Consider the following 23,794-nt stretch of genomic DNA (forward strand, 5'->3'; position numbering starts at 1 on the left):
CAGCCCGGTGAACTGGCCGGTCACCCCGTCGGCTCGGCGTCCAGCAGCATCTGGCCTGCTGCCCTCGGGTCAGTGGAAGTCGCCGGGCTCTGCGGTGGCGTAGTCGGTGGCGGTGCGGCGGAAGCAGTGGTGGCCCGTCTCGTTGGCGTGCTTGGCGATCAGGGCGGTGACGTCATCGGCGCGAGTTCGCTCGCCGCTGGTCCACCAGCACTGCTCCTCGTCGGTGACGCAGACAGCCACCCGGACCGGCTCGGCGGTCGCGTCGGTGCGGACGTGGTAGTCGCGGAACCGCATCGTCTTGCGCTCGCTCATGCCGCCTGCCCGTGGGCGGCTCGGCGGTGGCGGTCCTGCATGACGCGCACGTCGCTGAGCCTGGAGCGGTCCCCGCACAGCGAGGCGGCGCGGGCCTGCTCCCGGAGCCGTCCGCACTCCCCACACACCGGGCCGGGGCGTTCCCGCCACTGCACCGTCTGCTCGTCCATCTCCCGCTCCTTCGCTCCCGCTCGGTTCCCTCCCGGCCAGGGTCTCGTTGGCTGGAACCTTGCGGAGGAGCCAGCGTGTCTGCCCCGGTGTCTGCCAAGCTGGCCAGGTGCGGGAGACGGTCGGGGAACTGGTGCGGCGGTTGCGCCGGGCGCGCGGATGGAGTCAGCAGCGGCTCGCCGACGCCCTGGCCCAGGCCGCCCCCAGCAGGGTTCCCCCGACGCGCAACGACGTGTCCCGCTGGGAGATCGGCACCCGGTCCCCGCGCGAGTGGCTGCCCTTCCTCGCCCTAGCACTGGAGGTCCCGCGCGAGCTGCTGGAGGCGGCCAAGGCCGTCCCCCCGGCCGAGCCCGCGCCGCGCGTGCTGACGGTGGCCGACTTCCTGCCCGAGGGCGACCCACTGGCCCCGCTGACGGCCAGGACCGGCCGGCGGATCGGCGCGGGGCAGGTCGCCGACCTGGCCCGGCGGGTGCACGGCCTGCGCCTGGCCGATGACGTGGTCTACGGCAAGGACCTGATCGGCCCGGCCCTGCGAGAACTGCGCGCGGCGGTCACGCTCTACCGCCAGGGCAGCCACACCGAACCCGTGGGCCGCGAACTTCTACGAGTCATTGGCGAGTTGGCGCAGATCGCCGGTTGGGTCGCCTCCGACGCGGGCGAGCACGCCGAGGCCGAACGGATCTACCGGCTCGGAATCAGCGCCGCCCGCGCCGCCGGGGACAGCGTCCTGTCGGGCAACGTCGCAGGCTCGCTGGCCTACCAGTGGAGCAACACCGGACACGCCCACGACGCCGTCGACCTGGCTGCTGCCGCCGTCCAGGAGGCCGGTCCCGACGCTCCGGCGAAGGCCCGCGCCCTCTACTTGGACCGGGTGGCCTGGGCGAATACCCGTGCCGGACAGGACCGAGCGGCGATGACCGCGCTCGGGGAAGCGGCCGAGGCCCTGGCCCAGGACTCGGACGGCATCGAGTCGCCGTCGTACCTGTACTGGATGGACGCCGGGGAACTGCAGGTCATGGAAGCCCGCGTCTACACCGAACTGCACCGGCCGCTGCACGCGGTGCCGCTGCTGACGGACGTCCTTGGGCGGTACGACGCCAGTCACGCGAGGGAGTTGGCGCTCTATCTGTCGTGGCTGGCCGTGGCCTACGCCGACGCGAACGAGCCCGAGGCCGCAGCCGGGACCGCCGCCCGGATGCTCGCCCTGGGCCAGAGCGGCAGCAAACGCACCACCGAGCGCACGCGCATCGTGCTCGACCGGCTGCGAGCGTTCCGCGACGTCCCCGAAGTCGCCGACCTGCTGGCGTCCTGATCGCGCGGGGATCGGGTTCAGTCTGCTGGTGGGCGGCTCGGTACTCGGCGGGTATTCGCACGGTCTGGTCGCTCGGCACGGGAGCGGTCAGCGGTTCGGCGGAGGGCTTGCGCTGCGGAGCTTGGGCGGGGTCGGACACCGCCCTCGGCGGGCCCAGCGATGGAACGGGTCGGACCCCTGGCCGACCCTGTGTCCGCGATCCGACCGTAGGACGGTCGTCGGCGACAACTTGCTCCGCTGGAGCAAGGAAGTCCATACCCGACAACTTGCTGTGCGACGTGTAGCAGCCGAACCCCGCGCTGAACCCGACGGACCGCTAACCGCCGACACCCATACGGGCCTCGGGTTCTGCCATCGCCCCTGGGTCGGTCGGCAACGTCGGTCCCCCTCAGCGGGCTGGGCCCGCCTTGAACCTCGTAGAGAAAATCTGGACGCACACCCCCAGCCCCGACCCCTGGGTCGCCCAAGGGCAGCAGGTCAGTGGGTAGGCCGGCCGTCGCCCGCTTCCAGGACTTCGACGCGGGCCCGCAGGACAATGAGCTGATCAAGCGCCTCGGCCAGGGCCAGCTCCAGCGCCCCGACGCGCGCCGCAATCCCGCCGACGGGCGCGCTCCCCACCTCCGAGTCACCGTCGGTGTCGGGCTGGGCGACGAAGGCGCCCTTACCGGGACGGGAGATCGCGTAGCCGTCCTGCTTCAGCAGGGCCATGGCCTTCTGCACGGACAGACTGGAGGCCCCGAACTCCGCCATCAGCACCGCCTGCGTCGGCAACGCGTCCCCCGGCATCAGCCCACCGGAGCGGATCCGCTCCCGCAGGGCCTCGGCGATGACCTCGAACGTCAACAGCACCGTGCCGCCCACCGGCCTGCGTCCCCGCCGCCCGACTGTCACCGCTGGTCACATGCCCTCTCCGCGCCAGTATCACCGAAATCCGGCCCGGCCAAAACGGGAAACCCAGGCACAGTACCCACACCCCACCAGGCCACCCAAGCAGATGAGGAGGGATGCACTTGAATGCGCCGTTGAAGCGATGCTACCTTCACGCACCGCTGGTGAACACCACCGCTGACCAGGGCAGACGCTCCCGGCCCAACACTCGCACCCGACGACTCGCGCACCGTGCCCACGTGCGCTGACCACCCAGGTCGCCCCTCAGTCACCCCTCTTCTTGCCTCGCTCCCTGCCGGAGGTCTGCCCCCATGCCCGCACAGCCCCAACTCCCCTCCCCCGCAACCACGTCCGCTGCCACGAACGCGACGTTCGCCACACCTGCGCACCCCAGCACCGCCGACGCGTCGGCGAACCGTGGCTCGGCGCTGGAACGCCGGGCCCGGCTGACCGCGAGGCTGGCCAAGCTCGCCGCCGCCGGACACCTCGCACCCCTGGCCCGCCAGGTCGGCTCCCTGGGCGGCTGCGCCCGCCCCATCCGGATGACCGGACACCGCACCCGCCTGGACACCGCCACCGGCCAGATCCTGGACCACCTCGACACCCGCCACCTGCCCGCCGGCGAACTCCTGGTGCGCTGCGGCAACCGCCGCGCCACCCGCTGCCCCGCCTGCTCCAACGTCTACCGCTACCACACCTACCAGCTCATCGCCGCCGGACTACGCGGCGGAAAGACCGTCCCCACCAGCGTCTCCACCCACCCGCGCGTCTTCGCCACCCTCACCGCACCCGGCTTCGGCCCCGTCCACAACCAACCCGGCGCATCCCCGTGCGTCTGCGGTACTCGGCACAGTGACGGCGACCCGCTCCTCGGGACGCCGCTGAACCCGCAGCGGTACGACTACACCGGTGCGGTGCTGTGGAACGCCCACGCCCCCGCCCTGTGGGCCCGCTTCACCGGCCACCTGCGCCGCGAGATCGCGCATGCGGCCGGGCTGACGCAGCGCACCCTGCGCCACCACGCGACCCTGTCGTACGCCAAGGTCGCCGAGTACCAGAAGCGCGGCCAGATCCACTTTCACACCGTCATCCGCATCGACGGACCCTCCGGCCCCGGCAGCACCCCGCCCGCCTGGGCCACCACCGGGCTCCTCGACCACGCCGTCCGCGCTGCCGTCCAGCGCACCCGTGTCCCGCACCAGCACCGCTCCGGGGCAGGGGAGACCAAGCCCGGCCAGCCGGCGGAGTCCACGGTGTTCCGGTTCGGGCGGCAGATCGACGTCCGCGCGATCCGCAGCACCGACTTCACCGACGGTGCCCCCGTCACCGACCGGCACGTCGCCGCCTACATCGCCAAGTACGCCACCAAGGGAGCCGAGACCACCACCGGCACCCTCGACCGCCGCCTGCGGTTCCTGGCCGAACTCGCCCAGCACGACCTCACCGACCACGCCCGCCAAATGATCTACACCGCCTGGCACCTCGGCGCCCAGCCCGAGCACGCCCACCTGCGCCTGCGGCAGTGGGCCCACATGCTCGGCTTCCGAGGCCACTTCTCCACCCGCACCCGCCACTACTCCACCACCCTCACCCACCTCCGAGCCGAACGCACCACCTGGCGCACCCGCCAGAACGACGCCCAGGAGCGGGCTGGCGAGGGTCAGCCGGTCACTGACCGGCACAGTGACCGCGATGACCGCGCTGACCTGACCGCCGGTCACACCGACCCCGACGCCGGTCACCGCAGCGGCCACCGCGCGGGGAGCGAGCGGCACGTCGACACGGATACCACCTTGGTGATCTCCCACTGGCAGTACACCGGAAGCGGCCTCCTGCCCGAACTCGCCCACCTCGCCGACCTCCTGGCCGCCGCACCAAAGCCCCGACCCGAGCAGCCAGCCTGCCCCCGGCAAGCGTCACGCGCGAGTGACCGCGCTGGTCACTCCGCTGACCCTCTGACCGCCCCCGTCCAGACGGAGGCGACCGGGTGAACGCCGACGCCGAGCTCCTGACCGTCCCCGAGGTCATGGCGCGCCTGAAGATCAGCCGCTCCACCGTCTACGACCTCATCCGCACCCGGCAGCTCGCCTCCATCACCATCGGCCGCGCCCGCCGCATCCCCACCCACGCTCTGACCACCCTCGTCCGCCACCAACTCGAACAGGCAGCCTGATGACCAACCCCGAAACCGCCCCCGCCCCCATCAGCACCGTCACCGGGTCGCGCAGGGTCCGCGCCAACGGCGACGGCACCGTCTACCAGCGCAAAGACGGCCGCTGGGAAGCCGCCGGATACGTCCTCGCCCCCGGCGACACCCGCAAGCGCATCCACGTCTACGGCACCACGCGGAAGGACGCGCTGGCCCAGCTGACGGAGAAGATCGCCACGAGCAACCGCGGCATACCCGCTCCCTCGGCCCAGGGCAGCGTCGCGGCGTTCCTCGCCTACTGGCTGGAGACCGTCGCCGTCCACCGGCTCCGCGAGAACACCCACACCCGCTACACCGCCTGCGTCCGCCTTTACGTCATCCCCGGACTGGGACGAAAGAAGCTCGCCAAGCTCACCGCCAAGGACGTCCGCACCTGGCTCGACCAACTCCGCACCACCTGCCAGTGCTGCGCACGCGGCCTCGACGCCGCCCGCGACCAGCCCCAGTGCTGCGCGGCCGGAACCTGCTGCCGCAAGCGACTCTCGCCGCTGACGCTGGCCTACGTCCACTCCGTCCTCAAGTCCGCCCTGGAGCAAGCCGTCCGCGAAGAGGAGATCCCCCGCAACGTCGCCCGCAACGTCCGCATGGGCACACCCCGACCCCGCCGCTTCGAACCCCTCACCGGCGAGGAAGCGCGTGCCTTCCTCGCGGCAGTAGACGATCACCGGCTCAGTGCTCTGTTCGAACTCGCCCTGCGCACCGGACTGCGCAAGGGCGAACTCCTCGGCCTGCGCTGGGAAGACCTCGACCTCACCGGGGGCACCGCCAGCATCCGCCGCACCCTCCAACGCACCAACTCCGCCGGCCTGACCGCCCTCCCGACCAAGACCCACTGCTCCGAGCGGCGCATCGCCCTGCCCACCGAGTGCCTGCGCTCCCTCGAACAGCACCGCGACCGGCAGGCACAGGAACGCGAGGCGGCGGGGGCAGGCTGGAAGGCCAGCGGGTACGTCTTCACCCGGCCCGACGGCAACCCCATCGAGGGCACCACCCTCACCCGGCACTTCAACGCCCTACTTCGCCGAGCCGCCCTGCGCCGCATCCGGTTTCACGATCTTCGGCACTCGGCGGCCACGCTCCTGCTTGAACAGGGCGTCGAACTGGTTGTGATCAAGGAGCTTTTGGGCCATGCCCACATCGGGGTGACCGCGACGGTGTATGCCCACGTCCGGCTCCGCCTCCAGCGCGACGCCATCGACCTCCTCGGCAACGCCCTCCGGACACCTCTCGAACCTGCCGCCCGACCCGACGACGGCGACGAACCACCCCTTTTGTGCAGCACCCGTCCGCTGACGTTGCCGTCAACTACTGCCGTCAGACACCCCTGAGGCCTCACCGGAATTAATTCCGGTGAGGCCTCAGCATTCAAAAAAGATGGGTCGACCACAACCCCTTCAGCAATTTTCCGCCCACGCATCGCACGGAATTCAAATACCGGAAGCGGAAGAATCCTCGATTCGCAACCAGGCTTCTGCTTCACGACGTTCAAATTGATTGAGATCATACTGCATATATGGGCCGCTAATGTGACGACGGAGGGTCTCGGATCGATAGGGTTCGCGCATGACAATGCAACCAGCAGCAGTACTCCATGTAGTACCGCGCATGATCGTGCGACCATCAAGCGAACTCATCGCAAACTCGGGATATCCGTACTCGAACCCAGTCACCAGCCCTCTGGTCCCGGCTTCGAAAATATCCCATGAGTCCATCAGTCGAACTTTCGCCCAATGCGCATGTTGGTCTTCACTACTTTCATCGCCCTGGATGGCGAGAAGAAACTCGCCCCGCTCATCAAGGAGCCGGAATTCTACCGCCATTTCATGCCACATGGCGTTGAACTTAGAGGGAATCTCCGGGTCGTCCAGTGGCACGGTGCGGTCGATTCTCCCTTCGCCCTGAGGGCAACTGGCAGCCATCCACACAGCCCCGAGTGGTGGAGCTCCTTCAATCCCGGAGAATTTGATTAGCTCAAATCCAATTCCGGCCAGCACGGCAGAATCAGCCTCTCGATTCAATTCTCTAACCTCCCGCAAGCGTAGTCAGTTCGCCTGGTTAGCACGAAGGAGTGAAAGGCGTTATTTTGCTGTAATTGTGGTTACCCACCCAGCCAACATCACCATACTTGTTGACTAGCACCCGATACCTATTTGCGCCATCGCCCATGTCATAAATCTGAGAGCCTCCCCACTTTCGTGCGATCGAGGCAGGAGTTCCGGTGCGAGCCTGGAAAATATCGGGCGTCCCATCCGGATTAAGCCTGGGGTTGGCTTGTCCAGCCTGAATTTGCTGGATTCGCTGAATAATGGAGTTTGGAGTGGATCCATTATCATTGTGGACCAAGACCGGCGTGGTGCCAGCAAGTACATAGTACGTGTGCAGGTCGCTGACCGTCAGGTTGTGAACCTGCTGCTGCTGTGTCCATGCCTTGACCGAATTGATCTGGACCCATGTACCAGCAGATGTCTGCACCCAGTTGCCTGGCTGGAGTTTTCCGGCGTCGATCCACTGGCCCAGTTCGGGAACCCAGAAGGGGTGTCCGTCGGTGGCAATGACCGAGCCTGTCGCCTCACCCTTGTCACCATCGGTGTCGACAGTGATCCGGACGAGGTTCTTCTGGCCTTCGCCGAGGATCGTTGCGACAACCGGTTCATCCTTGGTGACCCCGGTTTCCGGGTCGGTCACCAGAAGAAGGTCACCAGGATGGATATCTTCGATATTTTTAGATGAGCCGTCGGCAAGAACCACTGCGGTTCCCGGAATGAAACTGTTACAGGGAACTTTGCCGAACTTACCTGCCAGGCTAAAAACTCCCCCTAGCGCTGCGCCCATTGCGGCATCTTCAGCTAGGTCTTCGCCCCGGTCTCCTAGCAGATATCCGGTGGTGGCACTGCCCGCTGCAGAACAAGCCGCAGCAGCTGGAACCGACGCGGCTCCGCCAGTAGCTACAGTCACACCGGCTTCGCAAATCACGCCGACCATAGCTCCCTCTACTACTGCAAGTATCGTCTCCTTATTATCCCACGCCCATTGAGCTGAGGATTTTACGCAACTGACAGTCAAAAAAGATCTGCAACCTCCGCCTTCACTTTCTCCGGTGTACGTCCCTCCGCTCTTTTTGGTGGAGTAATCACTTCTCGCACAGTCAGGATCATGGGAACAGTCGTAGGCTGTTCCATGCCCAGAGTTTCCACCCTGGGCGGCATCGCCAGTCTCGACTGGTGGCTCCACTGAAGAAACAGGTCCCGGCTGCCCAGAAACATCCCATGTCGCTCCAGGTTGTATGGGGCAGTCACTGAATCCAGCACAACTGGCACCACCCCACATGCAGTTTTCTGTCGAGCACAGACCTGTTGAATCGCTATATGTCAGCGGGTTGCTGTTCGAGTATCCATACCCTTGCATCTGCTGGGCATCCGACAAGTCCATGACCGGGTCGACGGAGATGAACCGCCCCAGCACCGGGTCGTACTCCCGCGCTCCGATGTGCGTCAGTCCGGTGGCGTCCATCGGCTTGCCGAGGAAGCCCTTGTCATCCGGCCAAGTGCCCGCCGCCTGGGTCGGCGGGGTATCGCCGCGCTGTTCGCCGAACGGCTTGGAGGACCGCCGGGTGACGTTCAGCGTCTTGGTGTCCAGCACCGTGGTGCCGGTGCCGTGGTGGTCCGCTGCCTGGTAGTTCAAGGTGTTCTTGCCCGCACTGTCGGCCGTACGGATGACCGCGATGCCGCCCGCGTTGTAGTAGCGGGTTCCGGTGACCTGGCCGTCGACTGTGTCCAGCGTCAGCTCGTCGGACCCCAAATACAGGGTGGTCTTGCCGCCTTCACGCCGCAGGATCCGTCCGCCGTCAGCGTCGTAGACATAGGACTGCTCCGTACCGGCGGAGGTGACCTTGGTGAGCTTGTCCTCGGCGTTCCAGTCGAGGATCTGGAGGTTGGCGTCGTCGCCGGGCCGGGTGCGGGTGTTGCCCGCCGCGTCGTAGGTGTAGGCGGTCTTGACCGACTGCGTCGTCCCGGTGGTGCGGGTCACCCCCGCCAGGGTGTGGGACGTCGGGTTGCCGCCGCGGGTGTAGTCGTAGGCGGTCTTCGTGTCCTTGGACGTGTCGCCGGCCGCGTTGTGGTCCACCAGTTGGGTGCGGTTGCCGACGGCGTCGTAGGCGAAGGACTGCCAGTAGGCGTCCGTGCCGCCCACCGTGCCGGCGGCTCCGGTCGTGGGGCTGGTGCTCGCGCAGCCGCCGACGCCGGGCACTGACGGGGCGGGATTCTCCTTCGTGCCCTTGGTGTCGGTCCAGGCCTGCGTCAGGCGGCGCGTCCCGTCGTAGGTGAAGCACTGGGTGTCGCGTTGCCCGGTATCACGCTGGGTGCTGACGGAGGTGACGTCACCGGACGGCTTGTAGGTGTAGGAGGTGGTGTCCACCGCCATGGTGGTGCCGGTCTCCTTGTCCAGCTGGGTGGACAGCAGCCGGCCGGTCGCCGGGTCGTACTTCGACGTCAGCGCCACCTGCAGTGGCGTGTCCCCGACCGTCGCCCGCTGGGAGCGGCCGAACTGGTCGTAGGAGGCCCGGTTGAGGTAGGTGTCGTTGACGCTGCTCATCGACAGGAGCTGGCCGCCGCTGAGATAGCTGTAGGTCAGCGTTTCGGCCGGCATCCCGCCGATTCCCGGCAGGGTGCTACTCCTGACCTGGCCGGTGATCTTGTCGTAGGTGGACGTCGACTCGTACGTCCCCGCGAGGTTTCCCTCTGTTGCGGGGATGGTGGTCTTCGAGCCGGTCGGGCGGTAGGACTGGGCGTCGAACCCGGTGATCTGCGCGGTGTACGCCGCACCGCCCTTGCCGCCGACATAGCGGGTCGAGCCGTCGGCCTGGCCCAGGCCGCCGGACAGCCGGTCGTACGTCCACGCGGCCTGCAGGTTTGCGTCCGTGGCGTCACCCTGCCACATCGCGGTCTTGCGGCCGAACTGGTCGTAGCCGTAACGCAGGGTCTGCCCGCGGGCGTCGGTGGTGGACATGACCCGGCCCACCAGGTCGTACACGGTGTCCGAGGGGCCCTTGTCGGGGTCCTCGGTCCGGGTCTTGCGGCCCAGGAAGTCGTAGGTGTACTTCCAGGTGTTGCCGCCCGGGTCGGTGACCTGCGCCAGCTGCGCCCGGGGGTCGTACGCGTAGGTGATCTTCGTCGACGTGCCGGTCGGTTTGTCACCGTCGTACTGCCGCAGTTCACCGGTCTTGCCGCGCGCGTCGGAGACGGCGGTGGTCGCGGTGCCGCCGTTCGGCGGGGTGGTGTCGACCCGGTCCGATCCGAAGTAGGCGGTGGTGGTGCGCCACTGCTCGATCGCCTTGGACGAGAACGTCGCGGCGACGGTGCGACCCATACCGTCAAAGAACACCCCGCCCTGGGCGGGGACCTCATTGTCGTTGGCGGTGTAGACGTTGCCCGTGGGGGCGTTGGCGGTGTTGTTGAAGTACGGCTGGTTGGTCTTGACCGGGCGGCCCAGCGTGTCGTAGAAGGTGTCGGCGATGATCCGGCCGGTCGCGCCGTTGACCGGGCTGGCCTGGGTCTGCCGTTCCTGCAGGAGGCTGTTGAGGATCTGGACCGTCGTCGCGTACTTCTTGTCGATCCGCAGAGTCTGGGTCGTCACCACCAACGGGCTGGTCTTGTTGACCGCGTAGGCGAAGGTCTTGTCCGGGGTCTGGCTGGCCCTGGACCGGCCGGGCAGCCACACGGCGGTGCCCCGGCCGAGCGTGTCGTAGGTCTGCTCGGTGACCAGGCCGTTGGCGTCGGTGGTCTTGACCGGCAGGTTCCGGGTGCCCGCGTACTGGGTCGAAGTCGTCCAGCCGGTCGGGCCGGTGACCGTGACCGTCGTCGGCAGCACCCCGGTGGCCGGGGCGTAGGCGGTGGAGACCGCGTTGTGCTCCGCGTTGGTCACCTTGACCGTGCGGCCGTAGGCGTCGTACTCGCTGACCGCGGTAGTGGTCCAGTGCGGGGTGTTGTCCGCATTGTAGGTGTCGGCGGCGTCGGTGGAAGTAACGTCGCCGATCGCGCCGACCTGCCCGAACGCCAGTTTGTCGTAGAAGGTGCGGGCGTGGGCGGAGACAGTGTCCTTGGTCGGCACGGTGCCGCAGCCGCCGACCAAAGATATTGCCTCGACCGGCTTGCCGATGACCCACGCGGTGGTGTTCGACGCGTACGACGTCTTGGTGCAGTACTCCTGCAGACCGTCGGCCTGGTCGGTCACCGCGGTCGGCAGACCGTACGTGCCTTCGTACACCGTGGCCTGGCGGGTCTGGCGCCAGGAGCCGTCGGCCAGCACCGACCGGCTGCGGGTCTCGTCGGTGCGGGTGAACTGCCCGGTCAGGTCCGGCAGTCCGGTGCGCTTGTGCACGGCGAACACCGGGGACAGCCACGGGCGGCTGAGCGACGTCGCGGCCAGGGTACCGGCGTCGCCGGTGAAGGTCTGGGACTCGTAGCCGAACCCGGCCAGAACGTTGCTGTCGGTGTGGATGCCCCCGGCCGAATCGGTGACGGTGACGGCCCGTTTGGACTTGTCGGCCTTGGTGTCGCCGTCCATACCGCGCAGGAAGAACGCGACGGACTTGGACACCGGATCAGGCGCGACCCCGGTGCGGGTGACGACCTGCCCGTAGCCGCGGAACTGGTTCCAGGTCCGCTTATTCTCGTCGGTGATCAGTTCGCTGTCGTCGCGGTGCCAGGCCGCCCCGCCGACGTACTCGTAGCGGGTGTTGCGGTCCGGGGCACCGCCGGTGGAGTCGTGCTCGGTGACGTCGGCGACGGTGTACTTATGGAACCAGTGCACCACCGGGTTTGCGCCGTCACTGTAGTTCCACCACATCGGGTAGCACGCCTGCGTGTTGGCATCGGCTGTGGGCAGCGCGGACGCGGTGCATCCCGGCGCGTTGTAGCGGACGGTGGTCTGGCCGCCGGTCTCGCTGGTCACGCCGGTGAGCCGGCGGCGGTTGAGCGGCGGCGAGCCGTCGGTGGCACTGTCCACGCGGTTGCTCATAAACGTGCCGGTGAAGTCGACAGACGGCACGGCGGTGCGCTGACTGCCGTCGACGGCGGTGCGGGTGACGGACTTGAGCCACAGTGCGGGGGTGGAGGCGTCGCCCGGTTCGGGGAACTCCTGGTCCAGGGCGAACTCGTCCACGCTCTGGTAGACGGATCCGACGAGCACCTGCGTGGTGATCTTCGTCAGGCGACGGGTGCTCCAGAACGTCGCCGAGAAGTTCTCGCAGGCGCCGGTGGACGCGCATTTGAGGTCGACGGGCGTGTCGGGCCAGTTCTTGGCGTTCGCCTTGGTCATCTGCGCCGGGGCGCAGTCCACCCCCGTCGTGGGAATGCAGCGCTCGGCGGTGTCGAACAGGACCTGCGCGGTGGGCTGGCCGGTGCCGGTGGCCTTGGACCCGTAGGTGATCTTGGTGAGGTAGCCGCCCCGGGTGTAGTCCGTCAGCGTCCCGGACCCGACCAGCACCGCGCCGCGCTTGTAGGTGTTGGTCTCCTTGGCCCAGGTGTAGGTGACCAGGCCGCCGCGGGCGTCGATCACGTAGTCGAGGTTCCACCGCCAGGCCTGCTGGCAGAAGGAGTCGGCGAAGCCGGAGGCCTTGTTGCACGGCTCCCCGGCATTGTTGCCGTAGACGGGGGCGGTCCACGCCGAGTTGGTCTGGGTGCCCGTGTTGCCGCTGCCTGGTTTGAAGTTCGCGCCGAAGAAGTACCGGACGCCGTCGCCGGTCGTCACCTTCCAGTGCTCGCCGTCGTTGTCGCCGTTGTTAGCCCCGGTCAGCTGCTCGACCTTGGAGGCCGGGTCGTCCTGCAGCTTCCATACTTTGGTGGTGTCGTCCTGGACCAGGGTGGCGGACTTGCCGCTGAGCGACAGGGTCAGGCCGTTCTTCGGCGACCAGCACTGCTCACCGGTGTGCTCCTGCCCGTCCTTCGAACACGGGGTGTAGGAACGCTCCACGAAGCCGGGGCTGTAGTCCCAGCCCTCACCGACCCATGAGGACTGGTTGTTGGTCGACGAGGTCCGCCCGTCCACGCTCGCGGAGCTGTAGCCCAGGCTCACGTTGGGGGCGGTGCCGCCCAGGGCGGGGGGCACCGGAACCGGGTAACTCCAGTTGAACGAACCGGAGTTCCCACCGGCGGTCCACGACCCGGACGCCGCCAGGCTGGTGGCCTTGTAGTCGCCGGACGCCCCGGCCGGGCCGGCCTCGGCGGCCAGCACCGTCGCCCCGCCGCGGGCCGCGGTCGCGGACTTCGTCCGGGCGTCGGCGTCCGGCGCGGGGGCCGTGGCGGCGGGCAGGTCCACCTCGGCGACGACCTGCTTGGCCTTCGTGTCGTTGCGCGAGGCGAGGACCGGGGTGCGGGTGGCGCACTGCGGCAGGCCGGGGGTGGTCAGGGCGCATGCGGGCAGGGCAACCAGCCGCAGACGCGAGGCCCAGTCGGCACCGAACGCCCCGGCGAAGGCTGCGTAGTCGACGCCGACGGTGACCCGCCCGGCGTCCGTGCGGCCGTCGGTGCGGTCGAGCGTCAGGAGCAGGCCGTCGACTCCGGCCTTCTGGGCGGTCTTCTGATCCGCGACGGCGACCTTGACTTTGCCCGGGGCGGCGGGGGCATCCGCACCGGCGGTCAGTTGCAGGGCACCGGATCCAGCATCACTCCTGACACCGGCGATCCACACCGGGGTACCCGCCACCTTGCCCTGCGGCGCGACCAGCGGCACCGGAGCGCTGAACGGCGACCCGACGGCGCGCTGCCCGCTCGCGGGCAACGGAGCCGGGACCGCCTCCACGTCGGCGGCCCGGGGCCACACCGCCGTGGGGGCCGTCCAGGCCGGGTGCCCGTCGCCAGTCAGGGGCTTCGGCTTCGTCCTGGGGGCGGTGTGCCCGCCGACCGACACGGTCTCCTCGAGCGGCCGCGGTGACCACGTTTCGCCGTCCTCGAAGTCGGCTTGCGCGGACGCGGTGGGCACCAGCAGCCCCAGCGTCACCGCCAGCACGACCAGGGATCTACGCGATGTGGATGTGCGCGCACGAAGGCGACGCCGGGAAAACGGCAGCATGAAAAGCAGGCCCCCACCATGGAGACGGCCCGCACCCCGCAAGCCGTCGAAGATCAGAAGATGCGGCGCAGACTAGGGACCTGATGATCCGTCAGGCAATAGCAGTTCCCCGGGGATTCGTGTTCTTCGGCACGGAATGCGGAATCGCTCCCCCGTGTCGACATCCGGCCTATTCATTCAGCTTGTCCCGCTTTGGCGATCCCCTACCTCTATGTGGATCTCGAAATGCAGTAACGCACCGTCAAATCGAGTCACGACGCATGACGCTCCGTCATAGATGTGGCTTCGGTCACAGAGTCGCACCCTTTGACGGTCGGTCGACTTTGGGCATAGCGTCCGCGCGCAGCTGCGCACTCGCGCATTCCTGTGCCCCACACCCCTTTGTAAGGACTCCCCTGATAGGACATCCGCCGATCCGGCGTACCCGAAAAACCCGCGCCGCCCCCGGCCTTGTCGCCGTGACGTTGAGCGTCGCACTGACCGCCGCCCTGCCGATGCTGCCGGCAGCCGCCGCCGCACCCGGCGGTGCGAATCCGGCCACCGCCCCCACCGACACTCGCACCGCCGAACAGACCGCCTCCGCCAAAGCCCGGACCACCGGAAAACCCGCCCCCGTCCCCGAGTCCACCACCCCCACCGACACCGTCACCGCCAACCCCGACGGCACCTTCACCCTGACCCGCACCGCCGCCCCCACCCGGGTCAAGCACGGCACCGCCTGGGTGCCGCTGGACGCCACCTTGGCCAAGGCGGCCGACGGCACCATCGGCCCGAAGGCCGCCGCGGGGAACGTCTCCTTCTCCGGCGGCGGTACCAACACGCTGGCCACCCTCACCGAGGGCGACCAGACCCTCGCCTTCACCTGGCCCGACTCCCTCCCGGCCCCGAAGCTGGAGGGCGACAGTGCCCTGTACCCGGCCGTCCTGCCGGACGTCGACCTGAAGGTCACCGCCACCGAATTCGGCGGATTCACTCACACGTTGATCGTCAAGACCCCCGCCGCGGCCAAGAACCCGAAGGTCAAAACCCTCCGGCTGAAAACCACCGTCAAGGGCCTGACCCTCAACGCGGCTTCCGACAAGCTCACCGCGACCGCAGCCGACGGGACAACAGTCTTCCAGGCCGCCACCCCGCGGGGCTGGGACTCCACCACTGCGGGTCCCGGCAATGCGAAATCCCGCACCGCCTCCATCGACGTCCAGCCGGGGGCAGAAAGCGGACTTCCCGCACAGTCGACCGCCAGGCAGCCCGGCACGGCGGCCAGGACCGCGCCCATCGCGGCGAAGTTCACCGGCGGCGCCCTGGAGCTGACGCCCGACCCGGCCCTGCTCGACAGTGCGGACACCGTCTTCCCGCTGTTCCTGGACCCCGGGTGGAACCGGCCGCAGGTGTACTCCACCTACGTCCACTCCGGCCACCCGACCACGTCCTTCTGGTACAACACCGACTACGACCCGGGCGTCGGCAACCAGACCTACCAGGCCAAGAACGGCACCGAACGCACCTATTGGCGCTTCGACATGGGCCTCCCCGCCGGCGCGCAGATCACCGGCGCCGAGTTCAAGGCGACACAGACCTACTCGTCGAACTGGGACTGCGCGTACGCGCCCTGGACCAACGCGGTCGTCTTCAACAACACCCGGATCGGCACCGACACCGTCTGGTGACAACAAGCCCTCGGGCGGTGTCGTCGCCGGCGGCTACGGGGTACCCAGCGGCCCCAACCCCAACAGCAGATGCAACCAGAAGGACACTTCCTTCCAGCTGGACACCGGGAAGATCGACGGGTCCGCCCCGGTCGTCACCATCGGGCTCCAGGCCAACAACGAGGACGAGACTGCCCGGTTCAAGCGCTTCTCCCGCAACGCCGTCCTGGGCATCACCTACAACCGCAAGCCCAACCCGCCCTACGGCCTGCGCACAGACCCCCAGCCGGTCAACGGCTGGAACGGCAACTGCGGCTGGATCGGCGCGGTCAACCCCGCCGCCGGCGGCATCCGCCTCTTCGCCAGGGTCAGCGACCCCGACGGCGACAACGGACAAGTCCTGTTCAACGTGCGTGACGAATCCGCCGGGAACGCCCTGGTCCACGACAGCGGATGGGTCTCCTGGGGCGCCAACGACCACGAGGCGTCCACTGCCATCGGCACCCTGACCGACGGCCACACCTACCAGTGGACCGCCAAGGGCAATGACAGCAAACTGGATTCAGACCCCATCGGTGGCTGCAGGTTCAGCATCGACCGCACCCCGCCGTCCGTCCCCACCGTCACGTCCACCGACTTCCCCGCCGCCGGAAGCATCCCCGGCGCCACCAAGTTCGCCGGCGGCACCGGCACCTTCAACCTCAGTGCCACCGACAATCTCTCCGGTGTCCACACCCTGGAGTACTCCCTCAACGGCACCATCCCCACCGGCGGTGCCTCAACGGCCGTCTGGGACAACGGCTGGAAGATCAAAGACCTGCCCGTCCAGAACTGGGGCACCAACACCCTCAGCGTCCAGAGCGTCGACTGGGCCGGCAACCGCTCCCAGCCCACGTCTTACAGCTTCTACGCCCCCGCCAACCCCAACGCCAAGACCGTCCTGGGCGACATCACCGGCGACGGTACCGTGGACCTGGTCACGAACAGTGACGACGGCTCCTTGCGCATCTACCCCGTCAACACCGACCCCGCCGCCGGGGCCACGTTCGCCTCCAGCCCGCCGCAAGCACCCGACGGCATGTCCTGGGTGAGCGCCCAGACCACCCACCGCGGCGGCAACGGCATCAAGTTCGACGACCTGTGGGCCCACGCCCCGGACTCCGACACGCTCTACATGTACCTCAGCAGTTTCAGCACCGACCTCAGCCCCGCCGAGCGGGGGTTGACGGCCAACAGCGGGCAGTACTTCACCGCCGGTCACCGCAGCCCGTCGTCGCGCCCCGAAACCTGCACCGACCCCGCCGCAGCCGACAAGAAGTGCACCACCTACGCCGATCCGGAAGCTCTGGGCTGGTCCCGGGTCAAGCAACTTCTGGCCCCCGGTGACGTCGACGGCGACGGCCGGTACGACCTGATCACCTTAGAGGACGACTGCACCGGCACCAGGAACGCCGACCTGTGGCTGTTCCACGGCACCCGCACCACCGGGATGTTCAGCAAGGCCACCCGGATCGGCAGCCTCGGAACCCAGGGATTCACCCTGGCCGCGCCCGGCGATACCACCGGAGACGGCCTGCCCGACCTGTGGGCCCGCAACAGCGACACCGGCGACCTGTTCCAGTACCCGTCCAAGGCCGGCGACGTCACCGGTCTCGGAAACCAGGCCGCCCGGGTCCGCATCGGCACCGGCTTCACCACCTCCGCCTACCCCGTCCTGTCCTCCGACGGTGACTTCGAGGACGACGGCAACCCCGCCACCTCGGCCGGGCCCGCCGACCTGTGGGGCCGCAGCGGCGACGGACGCCTGGTCCTGTTCCCCGGACGTGTCCTGCGTGACGGAAGCGCCTTCGACACGGCCCGTACCATCGCTGACGTCGGCACCCCCTGGTCCACCTGTGAAGTCCACGACGGCGATACGCTGTGCGGGGCGATCCTGGCCAAGTTCAAACAGCTCGGCGGCCCGGGCAAGCTCATCCCCGACTCCGGGGTGTTTAGCCTCCCTGACGGCGTCGGCCGCGCCGCGCACTTCCGCTGGGTCGACGGCAACGTGCCCGTTTCCATCTACTGGCACCCCGTTACCGGAGCCTGGGCAATCGGCGGCGGCAGCCGCGACAAATGGGCCGCACTCGGCTGGGAAAAAGGCTTCCTTGGCTACCCAACCTCCGACGAACAGCACCTGACCTACGGCGGCAAGGACGCCTGGATCACCACCTTCGCCGGTGCCCCCAGCACCGGACCCGGCGCGATCACCTGGAACTGGGACACCGGCGGCCACGAGGTCCACGGCCTGGTCTACCAGCGCTACCTCGCCACCGGCGGGCCCGCCGTCCTCGGATACCCCTCAACCGACGAGACCGCCACCCCGAACAAGCCCGGGCGGTTCAACCACTTCCGCCGTCCCGGCGACAGTGCCGATACCGCCTCCGTCTACTGGAGCCCGGGAACCGGCGCCCACACCGTCCGGATGGCCTTCCGCTCCACCTGGGCAGCCAACGGCTGGGAGAACGGCTGGCTCGGCTTCCCGACCTCCGACGAGTACGTCGTGCCCGCCGGATCCCGCAATGACTTCCAGGGCGGCTACCTGCGCTGGAACGACTACGGCGGCGGCGTCACCGGCTACACCCACGGCACCGGAGCGGCTCCCACACCCCGCACCACGCTGACCGGCGACTTCAACGGCGACAAACGCGCCGACATGGCCACGGTCATCGATTACGGCCAGTGCACCGCAGGACTGTGGACCCACCTCAGCCAGGGCAACGGAGGCTTCACCGCCCCCACGGAATCGTGGAAGTCCGCCCCGGGCGGCTGGTGCGTCACCGGCGCCAAGTACACCTCCGGGGACTTCAACGGCGACGGCCGCGCCGACATCGCCGCCCTGTACAAGTACACCGACGGCAAGGTCGAACTGTCGACCTGGCTGTCCCGCGCCGACGGCGGCTTCACCAACCCCGTCAAATCCTGGACCCAGGCCACCGGCTGGGACTTCGACCGCACCACCCTGCTGGCCGGCGACACCACCGGCGACAAACGCGCCGAACTCATCGCCGTCGTGGGCAACGCCAACGACAGCATCGCCCTGCACACCTTCGCCTCCCGCACCGACGGGGGCTTCAACGCCCCCGTCAAGAACTACGACATCGGTGCGGGCAACTGGCGCTACAGTGACGCCCGCTACACCGCCGGGGACTTCAACGGCGACGGCCGCACCGACGTCGCCGCCATGTACCTGTACGACGGCGGCTCCGCCACCGTGTTCACCTGGCTCGCCCAGGCCGGTGGCGGATTCAGTGCCCCCACCAGCAGCTGGCACGTCCCCAACGGATCCTGGGACCGCCCCCGCGTCCAGCTCGCCGCCAGCGACACCAACGGCGACGGCCGCGCCGACCTGGCCGCCGTCTACGACTACGGCAACTCCCGCACCGCCCTGTACTCCATCACCGCCAACCCCGACGGCGGATTCGGCACCACCACCGTCCGCTGGGACTCCGGCGACGGCAACTGGCAGGCCGCACAAGGCCCGCTGCTGGTCGGCGACGTCAACGGCGACGGACGCGGCGACGCCTTCTCCCTCTACACCTACGGCGACTACTACGTCACCGCGTTCACCTTCCTCGGCACCCCCGAAGGCAAGCTCACCAACAACACACCGAGCTGGGCCATCGCCCCCGGACGGTGGTGATCTGACAGATCACATGAACCACTAGCCGAGACTGTGGCCCAGCACCCCGGACCCCCCGGAGTGCCGGGCCACAGCGCACTCCGGCCCGCCGTGGAGACCCGATCGCAACCGACCTTCCGCGTGACACCCCTGCCCGTGGGGAACACCTCACGGCATGACGTCTTCACAGGGTGGGACACCGAACGACGCGCGACCCGCAGTCCTTCGGCCGCCCACCGGCACTTACCGGCTCCAGTTGCAGCCGTCGTTCGGGTTCGCCGAAGCCGCGGCAGTGGTCCCGTACCTCTCCTCGCTGGGCGTCAGCCACCTGCACCTGTCGCCGGTCCTGACGCCCGTGCCAGGTTCCACACACGGGTACGACGTGGTGGACCACAGCGCGGTCAATCCGGAGATCGGCGGGGAGGCCGGGTTCCGCGAACTGGCGGCCAAGGCCAGGTCGCACGGCCTGGGCATTGTCGTGGACATCGTGCCCAACCACATGGCCGTGCCGGCCCCTGAGCGCCTCAACAAACAGTTGTGGGACGTCCTGTGCCGCGGGCGGCAGTCCGCGTACGCGCGGTGGTTCGACGTCGACTGGGAGGCCGGCGGCGGGAAGATCCTCATGCCGTTCCTGGGTTCCCCGCTCGACGAGGTCCTGGACGAGCTGGTGCTCGAACCGGCGACGGCTCCCGACGAAGGGACTGTGCTGCGCTACCACGAGCACACTTTCCCGATCCGCAACGGAACGGACAAACTGCCGATCCGGGACCTGCTGGACGCGCAGAACTACCGGCTCGCGTACTGGCGGGAAGCCGACAGCAGCGTCAACTACCGGCGGTTCTTCACCATCACCACGCTGATGGGCCTGCGCCAGGAGGACCCCGAGGTCTTCGCCGGGACCCACACGAAGATCCTCCAGCTGGTCCGGGAAGGACTCGTCCAGGGTCTGCGGATCGATCATCCGGACGGTCTCGCCGATCCGCACGGCTACCTGCGCACGCTGCGCGAGGCGGCCGGTCCGGACACCTGGATCATCGTGGAGAAGATCCTGACGGGCGATGAGGAACTGTCCCCGGACTGGGAGTGCGACGGGACGACGGGGTACGACGCGCTGCGGCGGGTGGACGGGCTGTTCATCGATCCCGGCGGCGAGCAGCCGTTGCAGGCGCTGCACCATTCGTTCACCGGGGGACCCGGGGGACCCGGGGGTCGCCCCCCGGGCTGGCACAGCGCAGGGGGTTCAGTCGGCCTGTTCGAGGAACTCGCGCGCGCGTCGAAACTTGAAGTTCTCGCCGACTCCCTCAAGGCCGAAACCGCCCGCCTGGAGCGGGTGCTGGAGCGGATCGGCGCATTCGGGGCCGACCGTTCCGCGGCGCTGCGGGCGCTGCTCGCCGGCGTTCCGGTGTACCGGCCATACGTCACACCCGGCACGCCGGACGCCACTTCGGCGCTGGTCCTGGCCCGCGCCCTGGCCGATGTCCCACCGGAACTGCACGCCACGGCGCGGCTGATCGCCGATGCCGCGCTCGGTCTGACCGCGGGTTCCGAGGAGTTCACCGTACGGTTCGCCCAGACCGCGGCCGCCGTGGCGGCGAAGGGCGGCGAGGACCGGGCCCTGTACCGGTGGCACGTACTCGATTCGATGAACGAAGTGGGCGGTGCGCCCAATCTGTTCGGGACCAGCCTGGACGGTTTCCACGCCTACGCGGAGCGGATGTCGCGCACCCACCCGACGTCCATGACCACGCTGTCGACGCACGACACGAAGCGCAGTGAGGACGTACGGGCCCGGTTGACGGCCCTGGCCGAGCTGCCGGACGCGTGGGCGGAGCAGGTGCGGGAGTGGGACACCACGGCGACAAGGCACGTGCACGGCCGGACTCCGGACCCGTACGACCGTTATCTGATGTGGCAGACCCTCTTCGGCGCCTGGTCGATCGAACCGGACCGCGCGGTGGCCTATGTCGTGAAAGCCTCGCGCGAGGCAGCGCGGTCGACGTCGTGGACACACCCGGACGCCGAATACGAGCAGGGCCTTGAAGCTTATCTGCGCGGCGTCCTGGGCGATCCGGAGATCACCACGCGGATGTTCGCGTTCGCCGAGCGGGTGGAGCCGTTCGAGCGGTGTGTGTCCTTGGGCGCGAAGCTGGTGCAGTTGGCCATGCCGGGGGTGCCGGACGTCTACCAGGGCGGCGAGGTGCGGCTGCGGACACTGGTGGACCCGGACAACCGGGACCCGGTGGACATCGGGATGCGGGCGGCGCTGCTCGCCCAGTTGGACGACGACGTCTCCGATCCGGCCGAGGACCCGAACGCGTGGCGGGAGCCGCCGTGGCTGCCGGGAGTCTTCCCGCTGAGCGCGGACAAACTGCTGGTGACCTCACGGGTGCTGCGGTTGCGCCGGGCGCAGCCCCAGTGGTTCGAAGGCCCGTACGATCCGGTGGCCGCGCACGGTCCGGCGGCGGCACACGCGGTGGCGTTCCAGCGCGGCGGACCGCGGGGCGTAATCGCGGTGGCGACCCGGCTTCCGGTGAGCCTGGAGCTGACGGGCGGCTGGGGCTCGACGGCGCTGCCGTTGCCGCCGGGGCGGTGGCGGGACGTCCTGACCGGACGTGACTCGTACGAGGGTGAAGTCTCCCTGGACGGCCTGCTCGGCGCAGAGCCGCCGGATCTGCCGGTCGCGTTGTTGGTGCGCGAAGAGGTGTCTACAGGTCCCCTCGACGGGGAAACCGCCCACTGATTCGCGAGGAGGCTTGAATGACCCGGTTCGAAGTGTGGGCGCCGGCTGCGTCGTCGGTGGATGTCCTGGTGGGTAAACGGCGGCGGGCACTCCGGCCCGGACCGCGGGCCGGCTGGTGGTCGGCGGACTGGCCGTCGGTGAAGCACGGCGACGACTACTGGTTTTCGGTGGACAGCGGCCCGCGGCTGCCCGATCCGCGTTCGCGGCGGCAGCCGGAGGGCCCCGGGGGGCCCAGCCGGGTGTTCGACCACGACCGGTTCGAGTGGACCGACCAGGCGTGGCACGGGCGGGCCCTGCCGGGCGGGGTCGTGTACGAGATGCATGTCGGCACGTTCACCCCGGAGGGTGACTTCGACGGCGCGGTCGGACGCCTTGACCACCTTGTCGACATCGGGGTGACCCATGTGGAGGTCATGCCGGTGGCCTCCTTCCCCGGCCGGCACGGGTGGGGTTACGACGGGGTGTGCCTGTGGTCGGTGCACGAACCGTACGGCGGCCCGCGGGCGTTCAAACGTTTTGTCGACGCGGCGCACGCCCGCGGCCTGGCCGTCGTCCTCGACGTGGTGCACAACCACCTGGGCCCGGCGGGCAACCAACTGCCGGCGTTCGGCCCGTACTTCACCGAGCGTTACCGCACGCCGTGGGGCGCGGCGGTGAACCTGGACGACGCCGGCTCCGACGAGGTGCGGAACTTCCTCACCGGCAGCGCGCTGGCGTGGCTGCGGGACTTCCACGTGGACGGCCTGCGCCTGGACGCCGTGCACGCGCTGGCCGACAACCGGGCGGTGCACTTCCTCGAAGAACTGTCCGAAGCGGTGGACCGGCTGGGGACCGCGCTGGGGAAGCCGCTGTTCCTGATCGCCGAATCAGACCTGAACGATCCGCGTACGGTGACCCCGCGCGAAAACGGCGGCCACGGGATGCACGCACAGTGGAGCGATGACTTCCACCACGCCCTGCATGCTCTGCTGACCACCGAACACCAGGGATACTACGCCGACTTCGGCTCCATGGCGGTGTTGCAGAAGACGCTCACGCAGGTGTGGCTGCACGACGGCACGTGGTCCACCTTCCGGGAGCGGAACCACGGGCGTCCGCTGGACACTTCGCGGTTCCCCGGGCACCGGTTCCTCGGTTACCTCCAGGACCACGACCAGATCGGCAACCGGGCGGTCGGGGACCGGATCTCCGCCACCGTGGAGCCGGGCATCCAGGCGGCGGGCGCCGCCCTGGTCCTCACCTCACCGTTCACACCGATGCTGTTCATGGGCGAGGAGTGGGGCGCCACCACGCCGTGGCAGTACTTCACGGACCATCAGGAGGAGGACCTCGCCGAAGCCGTACGGCAGGGCAGGCGGCGGGAGTTCGCGGAGCACGGCTGGGACGAGAACCAGATCCCGGACCCGCAGAGCGCGCAGACCGTACGCGATTCACGTCTTGACTGGGACGAGCCCAAGCAACCGGAGCACGCCCGGCTCCTCGACTGGTACCGGACGCTGATCGCGCTGCGCCGTTCGTACGCTGACCTGTCCGATCCGGCGCTGCACCGGGTCGAGGTCTCACACAACGACTCGGTCGGCTGGTTCACGCTGCACCGCGGCGCGTTCCGGACGGCGGTGAACCTGGCCGAGCGGCCGGTCAACGTGCCGATGGGGGTGGGCAGGGCGCGGATCGAGGCGGCCTGGGACCCGGGGGCGTCGATCCGCGAGGGCCTGGTGGGGACGATGCTGGAGCTGCCGGGCCGGTCGGCGGCGGTGGTCCGGCTGCTGCCTTCCTGACCGGGTGACGGATC

13 protein-coding genes are annotated in these 23,794 nt (G+C 68.8%); 8 read left to right on the plus strand and 5 right to left on the minus strand.

Annotated features, from left to right (window positions below; genetic code table 11):
- Positions 1-69: 69 nt before the first annotated feature.
- Both AC0Z36_RS11210 and AC0Z36_RS11215 read right to left on the minus strand, forming a co-directional pair.
- Positions 70-312, minus strand: coding sequence for a DUF7848 domain-containing protein (locus AC0Z36_RS11210; RefSeq protein WP_485462632.1), 243 nt, complete (start codon positions 310-312; stop codon positions 70-72).
- Complete coding sequence (locus tag AC0Z36_RS11215) at positions 309-482, minus strand: hypothetical protein (protein ID WP_485462633.1); 174 nt, start codon at positions 480-482, stop codon at positions 309-311. The genes AC0Z36_RS11210 and AC0Z36_RS11215 overlap by 4 nt, the downstream gene beginning before the upstream one ends.
- 107 nt (positions 483-589) lie before the next feature.
- Here AC0Z36_RS11215 and AC0Z36_RS11220 point away from each other — a divergent pair, with 107 nt between their 5' ends.
- A complete protein-coding gene (locus AC0Z36_RS11220) occupies positions 590-1,792 on the plus strand; it encodes a helix-turn-helix domain-containing protein (protein WP_485462634.1) in 1,203 nt (400 codons plus the stop codon).
- A 477-nt stretch (positions 1,793-2,269) separates the two neighbouring features.
- Here AC0Z36_RS11220 and AC0Z36_RS11225 read toward each other — a convergent pair whose 3' ends face one another.
- Positions 2,270-2,653 (minus strand): winged helix-turn-helix domain-containing protein, encoded by a 384-nt coding sequence (locus tag AC0Z36_RS11225; RefSeq protein ID WP_485462635.1) that lies wholly within the window; start codon positions 2,651-2,653, stop codon positions 2,270-2,272.
- A gap of 338 nt (positions 2,654-2,991) precedes the next feature.
- On the opposite strand from AC0Z36_RS11225, the gene AC0Z36_RS11230 reads away from it, so the two are divergent.
- The 3 genes from AC0Z36_RS11230 to AC0Z36_RS11240 are packed head-to-tail and all read left to right on the plus strand — an operon-like array spanning position 2,992 to position 6,217.
- Positions 2,992-4,671 (plus strand): replication initiator, encoded by a 1,680-nt coding sequence (locus AC0Z36_RS11230; RefSeq protein ID WP_485462636.1) that lies wholly within the window; start codon positions 2,992-2,994, stop codon positions 4,669-4,671.
- Complete coding sequence (locus AC0Z36_RS11235; RefSeq protein WP_485462637.1) at positions 4,668-4,853, plus strand: helix-turn-helix domain-containing protein; 186 nt, start codon at positions 4,668-4,670, stop codon at positions 4,851-4,853. Before AC0Z36_RS11230 ends, AC0Z36_RS11235 begins: the two co-directional genes overlap by 4 nt.
- Positions 4,853-6,217, plus strand: coding sequence for a tyrosine-type recombinase/integrase (locus AC0Z36_RS11240; protein ID WP_485462638.1), 1,365 nt, complete (start codon positions 4,853-4,855; stop codon positions 6,215-6,217). The genes AC0Z36_RS11235 and AC0Z36_RS11240 overlap by 1 nt, the downstream gene beginning before the upstream one ends.
- 99 nt (positions 6,218-6,316) lie before the next feature.
- Here AC0Z36_RS11240 and AC0Z36_RS11245 read toward each other — a convergent pair whose 3' ends face one another.
- Both AC0Z36_RS11245 and AC0Z36_RS11250 read right to left on the minus strand, forming a co-directional pair.
- Positions 6,317-6,883, minus strand: a complete 567-nt coding sequence (locus tag AC0Z36_RS11245) for a hypothetical protein (protein WP_485462639.1) — start codon at positions 6,881-6,883, stop codon at positions 6,317-6,319.
- A 61-nt stretch (positions 6,884-6,944) separates the two neighbouring features.
- A complete protein-coding gene (locus tag AC0Z36_RS11250; protein ID WP_485462640.1) occupies positions 6,945-13,892 on the minus strand; it encodes a polymorphic toxin-type HINT domain-containing protein in 6,948 nt (2,315 codons plus the stop codon).
- A 521-nt stretch (positions 13,893-14,413) separates the two neighbouring features.
- Between AC0Z36_RS11250 and AC0Z36_RS11255 the strand changes: the two genes are divergently transcribed.
- From AC0Z36_RS11255 to treZ, 4 genes are all read left to right on the plus strand, one after another.
- Complete coding sequence (locus tag AC0Z36_RS11255) at positions 14,414-15,622, plus strand: hypothetical protein (RefSeq protein ID WP_485462641.1); 1,209 nt, start codon at positions 14,414-14,416, stop codon at positions 15,620-15,622.
- Between the two features lie 388 nt (positions 15,623-16,010).
- The gene (locus tag AC0Z36_RS11260; protein WP_485462642.1) at positions 16,011-19,283 is read left to right on the plus strand and encodes an FG-GAP-like repeat-containing protein; all 3,273 of its coding nucleotides are present in this window, start codon (positions 16,011-16,013) and stop codon (positions 19,281-19,283) included.
- Between the two features lie 154 nt (positions 19,284-19,437).
- Positions 19,438-22,002 (plus strand): malto-oligosyltrehalose synthase, encoded by a 2,565-nt coding sequence (gene treY / locus AC0Z36_RS11265; RefSeq protein WP_485462643.1) that lies wholly within the window; start codon positions 19,438-19,440, stop codon positions 22,000-22,002.
- A gap of 17 nt (positions 22,003-22,019) precedes the next feature.
- Complete coding sequence (treZ, locus tag AC0Z36_RS11270; protein ID WP_485462644.1) at positions 22,020-23,780, plus strand: malto-oligosyltrehalose trehalohydrolase; 1,761 nt, start codon at positions 22,020-22,022, stop codon at positions 23,778-23,780.
- The last annotated feature ends 14 nt before the right edge of the window (positions 23,781-23,794 follow it).

The sequence above is a fragment of the Kitasatospora sp. UYEF31 genome, from assembly GCF_057291755.1.